This is a genomic window from Mycobacterium sp. (assembly GCF_046095365.1).
GTDB lineage: Bacteria > Actinomycetota > Actinomycetes > Mycobacteriales > Mycobacteriaceae > Mycobacterium.
Genome location: NZ_JBJTJF010000091.1, coordinates 1 through 3,969 on the forward strand (window position 1 = coordinate 1; position 3,969 = coordinate 3,969).

The following is a 3,969-nucleotide window of genomic DNA, read 5'->3' on the forward strand; positions in this document are numbered from 1 at the left end:
GCCGATGCTGGCCAAGGCGCAGGCGAGCGTGCCCGCCGAACCGGGGGAGTGGTCGTACGAACCGAAGTGGGACGGTTTCCGCGCGGTGGTGTTCCGCGACCGCGGCGAGGTGCTGGTGCAGTCCCGCACCGGCAAGGACCTCGGCCGCTATTTTCCCGAGTTGGTCGATGCGCTGCGCGCCGAACTCGCCGACCGCTGCGTGCTCGACGGCGAGGTGGTGGTGCCGCAGGAGGTCGGCGGCCGTATCCGGCTGGACTGGGATTCGTTGTCCCAGCGCATCCACCCCGCCGAGAGCCGGGTGCGGCTGCTCGCCGAACAGACCCCGGCGCACTTCATCGGCTTCGACGCGCTGGCGCTGGCCGACCGGTCGCTGCTGGCCGAGTCGTTCCGCGTTCGCCGCGACGCCCTGATCCGGGCAGTTGCGGGGGGCCGGTGGTGTCACGTCACCCGCACCACCGGCGATCCCGCACTGGCCGCCGAGTGGCTCTCCACATTCGAGGGGGCGGGGCTGGACGGGGTGATCGCCAAGCACCTCGACGGTGCCTACCTTCCCGGGGTGCGGGACATGGTCAAGGTGAAGCATGCCCGCGACGCCGACTGCGTGGTGATGGGATACCGCATCCACAAGAGCGGCCATGGTGTGGGCTCCATCCTGCTCGGGCTGTACCGCGCGGACGGTGAGCTCCAGATGGTCGGCGGCGCAGCCTCGTTCACCGCCGCGGACCGGCTGACACTGCTGGCCGAACTCGAACCGCTGAGCGCGGGCACCACCCGCGACGGCGAACCCAGCCGCTGGAACAGCGGCGCCGACAAGACCTGGATCCCCATCCGCCCCGAGCGCGTCGCCGAGGTGGCCTACGACCAGATGGAGGGCAACGCCGGCTGGAAACGCTTCCGGCACACCGTGCGGTTCCTGCGCTGGCGGCCCGACCGCGAACCGGCCGGTTGCACCTTCGAACAACTCGACGTGCCGGCCGACTACGACCTCGGCGACGTGCTGGAGGCGCGATGAGCGAGGACGCCCACGAGATCGACGTCGACGGGGTGGCGGTCCGAATCACCAACCGGGACAAAGTGTTCTTTCCCAACCTCGGTGCGCGGGGGACCAAGGGCGCGCTGATCGACTACTACCTCGCGGTGGCTTCCGGCCCGATGCTCAGCGCACTGCGCGACCGTCCCACCCACCTGCAGCGCTTCCCGGACGGAATCGACGGCGAGCAGATCTATCAGAAGCGGATTCCCGCCAAGCACCCCGACTACCTCGAGACCTGCCGGGTGACCTTCCCGTCCGGTCGCACCGCCGACACGCTGATGGTCACCCACGCATCGGCCATCGTGTGGGCCGCACAGATGGGTGCGATCACGTTGCACCCCTGGCAGGTTCGCTGCCCGGACACCGAACACCCCGATGAACTGCGCATCGACCTCGACCCTCAACCCGGCACCGGCTTCGCCGGGGCCCGCACCGTCGCCGTCGACATCCTCAAGCCGGTGCTCGACGAACTCGGCCTGGTGGGCTACCCGAAGACCTCCGGCGGGCGGGGCGTGCACGTGTTCGTGCGCATCGCCGCCGACTGGGATTTCGTCGCGGTGCGCCGGGCCGGCATCGCACTGGCCCGCGAGGTCGAGCGCCGGGCTCCGGATCTGGTGACGACGTCGTGGTGGAAGGAGGAACGGGGAGCGCGGATCTTCATCGACTTCAACCAGAACGCCCGGGACCGCACATTCGCCGCCGCCTACTCGGTGCGGCCCACCCCGATCGCCACCGTATCGACCCCGCTGACGTGGGCCGAACTGACGGCCGCCGCGACGCCCGACGACTACACCATGGCCACCGTGCCGGGGATGCTGGCCCGTCGCGGTGACCCGATGGCGGGGATGGACGCCCTGTGCCAGTCGATCGAACCGCTGCTGGCCATGGCCGGAGCCGACGCCGAACGCGGGCTGGGGGATCTGCCGTATCCGCCGAACTACCCCAAGATGCCGGGCGAACCGAAACGGGTTCAGCCGAGCCGGGATCGGGACCGGAACAGGTAGGCGGAACGACGGGGCTCAGTGCCAGAGCGTGCTGTCGTAGGCCACCACGCCCGCGAACAGCACGACTCCCAGGCCGGTGCAGGTGAGCCCGGTCAGCAACCGGCGCTGGCTGGATCGCGCGGTGGCCGCCGCCCAGCCGCCGACCGCGGTGACCGCGAACGCCACCAGTCCGAGCACCCAGACGGTCAGGGTCGCCGATAGCGAATCATGCACGAGGTGGGCCGGCAGCATTCGGCAGCGCCACAGCATGCAGACCACCTCCGGACAGACCCGCGTCTTGAGTCTGGGCCCACCGTACCCACCGCCGCGCCTGTCGACGAACGGGCCGCTACCCCCGCTCGAGCAATCTGTGGTAGACATCTCAGCAAAACTTAAGGTTGCCGACCGAATCGTTCTCCGGACCTACTGAGGGGTTTCAGCCCGATGTCTCGACCAGCACCGTCTCCACGAGCTTCGGTTCGCACTGACGCCGCGTCCCGTCGTCGCCAGCCGTACGCCTGGCTGGGGGCCGGGGCGGTGACCCTCGGGATGGGCGCCGCCCTGTTCGGCGGAACCGCGGTGGCCTTCGCCGACACCGGCGCGGACGCCTCGGCCGGCAGCTCGGCCGAATCCGCGGCCGGCGCCGGTGGCGCGGGGGCCAAGAGCGACGCCCCCGCGCGCAGGGCCGCCCGGGTGGCCCGGGCCGCCGCGGCCAGTGACGGCACGACGGCGCCGCGTGGCCGTGGATCCGCTGTCCGGAACGACCGCGCAGAGCGTCCGATCCGGAAACCCGCCGATCGCCCGGCCGCCGCGGCGTCGGCACTGCGTGCGCGATTGGCCGCGGCCGCCGCTGCGACGCCGGACCCGCACCCCGTTGCCGGTGGCACCCCGGCCGCGGTCCCGGCGGCGTCGGTCGCCGCCCCGGCCGCCAACCCCGCCCCGAGCATGGACTCGTGGCTGCCCGGCGGTACCAATCCGGGCGAGCAGATCGTTCCCGGCGAGAAGGTGAAGCTGGCGCTGGTACAGATCGTGCAGGCGCGCGACCTGCTCAGGGACGAGACGTGGGGGGCCGGCAACGTCCTGGCGGGCCTGGGGTCCTTCGGCCCGCTGGCGGCCCTGAGCACCTCCCAGCTCATGCTGACCCTGTGGGGCTCGAGCATCGCCGGCGCTCAGGAACGCGTGGCCAGCACCGTGGGTAATCCGCTGTTGCATTCGTTTGCCCGGGCGAATCTGCAGAACGAATTGACCTACACCAAGTTGTCCGACGTCGCGCTGGCCACCGCTTCGGCATTGATTCCCACGCTGGGCTGGGTCGGCGCCGATGTCACCGCGTCGCAGGCGCTGGTCGACCAGGCGCAGCAGAACGGAAAGGTGTACGCCAAGGTTCCGGTGACCATCAAGGCAGGCACCGAGCCGGTCGTGAAAGCCAGGATCAACGGTGGCACCAGGGCCACCCTGCTGGTCGACACCGGGGCCTCGGGCCTGGTGACCACGCCGGACAAGGTACCCACCTCAGGCCTGGGCCCGCAGATCGGCGACGGCAACAGTTGCTTCAGCGGCGGCCTGTGCTACCACTACGTCACCTACAACACGACCGTGGATCTCGGCGACGGCGCGGTGGGCACCGCTCCGGTCAACGTCGTCACCGACAACGACGAGTACCCCGACAGCGTCCAGGACTTCAAGGACTTCTTCGCCTGGGGCGCCGACGGAATCCTCGGGATCGGCGCCAACACCGCCGGACCAGGCCCGTCGCCGATCCCCACCGCCGCAATGCCCGGCGAACTGGCCGACGGCGTGCTGGTCCACCAGAGCGCCTACCCGTTCGGCCTGGGCGGCTACATGATCCTCGGGCCCAACCTGTTCCCCACCCGGGTCTCGCTGGCCGGCGCGCCGAACGCCTACGTCAAGGTGAGCGTCAACGGCGGGCCCAAGCAGGACGCCGGGGCGATC

At 70.7% G+C, this 3,969-nt stretch carries 3 protein-coding genes and 1 pseudogene; 3 read left to right on the forward strand and 1 reads right to left on the reverse strand.

Going from position 1 to position 3,969, the window contains the following annotated elements; genetic code table 11:
- On the forward strand, positions 1 to 1,012 hold a 1,012-nt coding region (locus tag ACKOQ4_RS07865), incomplete at its 5' end, for an ATP-dependent DNA ligase (RefSeq protein ID WP_526290538.1).
- Positions 1,009 to 2,037, forward strand: a complete 1,029-nt coding sequence (ligD, locus tag ACKOQ4_RS07870) for a non-homologous end-joining DNA ligase (protein WP_526290540.1) — start codon at positions 1,009 to 1,011, stop codon at positions 2,035 to 2,037. The genes ACKOQ4_RS07865 and ligD, both read left to right, overlap by 4 nt.
- A 15-nt stretch (positions 2,038 to 2,052) precedes the next feature.
- On the opposite strand, the gene ACKOQ4_RS07875 is transcribed toward ligD, so the two are convergent.
- The gene (locus tag ACKOQ4_RS07875; RefSeq protein WP_526290542.1) at positions 2,053 to 2,286 is read right to left on the reverse strand and encodes a hypothetical protein; all 234 of its coding nucleotides are present in this window, start codon (positions 2,284 to 2,286) and stop codon (positions 2,053 to 2,055) included.
- A gap of 267 nt (positions 2,287 to 2,553) precedes the next feature.
- Between ACKOQ4_RS07875 and ACKOQ4_RS07880 the strand changes: the two are divergent.
- A pseudogene (locus tag ACKOQ4_RS07880) lies at positions 2,554 to 3,969 on the forward strand (hypothetical protein); the annotation flags it as partial.

What these genes read in the sequence shown, in the direction of transcription:
- ligD (WP_526290540.1), top strand. Translation starts at nt 1,009, where the DNA reads ATGAGCGAGGACGCCCACGAGATCGACGTCGACGGGGTGGCGGTCCGA.
- ACKOQ4_RS07875 (WP_526290542.1), bottom strand. Translation starts at nt 2,286, where the DNA reads ATGCTGTGGCGCTGCCGAATGCTGCCGGCCCACCTCGTGCATGATTCG.